The sequence below is a fragment of the Agromyces binzhouensis genome, from assembly GCF_004135055.1.
GTDB lineage: Bacteria > Actinomycetota > Actinomycetes > Actinomycetales > Microbacteriaceae > Agromyces > Agromyces binzhouensis.
Genome location: NZ_SDPL01000680.1, coordinates 1 through 1,018, shown reverse-complemented (window position 1 = coordinate 1,018; position 1,018 = coordinate 1). Strand labels below are relative to the sequence as shown.

Here is a 1,018-nt window from a genome sequence, read left to right as displayed (position 1 = left end):
CGCGCTGGATCTCGAGCGCCTCGTCGGTGCGGCCGAGCGTGCGCAGCGCGCGCCCGACGGACCAGCGCGCCACGTGCTGCTGCCCGGCCGTCCCGTAGCGGTCGGCGGCGTCGACGGCCTTGCGGAAGTGGTGGAGCGCCGCCTGCGCGTCGCCGCCGTCGTGCTTGGTCCATCCGAGGTTGTTGTGCAGGGCCACGCCCCACCGCTTGAGTCGGGGGTCGCGGACGCCCTCGAGGATGTCGAAGCCCTCGGCGGCCCACTCCTCCTCGTGTCCGGCGTCGTTCAGCGCCAGCATGTGCAGGGCGTCGAGCACGAGGAACGTCGAGCCGCCGAGCGCGCCCTCGCGGACGGCACGCGTGAACTCGGGCACGGCCTCGTCGACGCGCCCGCCGGCCGCGGCCATGCGACCCCGCTCGAGCGCGATGCGCGCGCGCAGCTCGGCGACCTCCTCGTCGGAATCGCCCGCGTCGGCCGACTCGAGCTCGGCGAGGACCGCGAGCGCCTCGTCCTCGCGGTGCTGGATCCCCATGGCGCGGGCCAGCTGCGTGGCCATGACCGCGCGACCGTGTGCGGTCAGCGTCTCGTCGGCCGCGGCGGCGCGGAAGCGCTCCTCGCTCGCCGCGGGGTCGGCGAAGTCCCAGATCCGGTCGATGGCGAGCTGCTCCTGCGCCCGGTGGTGCGACGGATCGGCGTGCAGGGCGTCGGTCGAATCATCCACCAGACCATCATGGCAGCGCCCGGGGAGGGGCCGTTATGCTCCCGAGACATGACGCGCATCATCGCCGGCTTCGCCGGTTCGCTCACCCTCGCCGTGCCCCGCTCGGGCACGCGTCCGACGAGCGATCGCGTGCGCGAGGCGATCTTCTCCGCGCTCGAGGCACGCGATGCCGTGGACGGCGCGACGGTGCTCGACCTGTACGCCGGTTCGGGCGCGCTCGGGCTCGAGGCCGCGAGCCGCGGCGCCGCCGAGGTCGTCCTGGTCGAGAGGGCGCGACCCGCCGCGGAGGTCTGCCGCCGG

Annotated in this window: 2 protein-coding genes; one reads left to right on the top strand and one right to left on the bottom strand. The window is 75.0% G+C overall.

Features of this window, described 5'->3' with window-relative positions; translation table 11 throughout:
- Positions 1-718, bottom strand: a 718-nt coding sequence (locus ESO86_RS17595; protein WP_129236027.1) for a tetratricopeptide repeat protein, incomplete at its 3' end; no start/stop codon positions are given.
- 48 nt (positions 719-766) lie between these two features.
- Here ESO86_RS17595 and ESO86_RS17590 point away from each other — a divergent pair.
- The coding region (locus tag ESO86_RS17590; RefSeq protein WP_207207223.1) for an RsmD family RNA methyltransferase at positions 767-1,018 on the top strand (252 nt) is incomplete at its 3' end.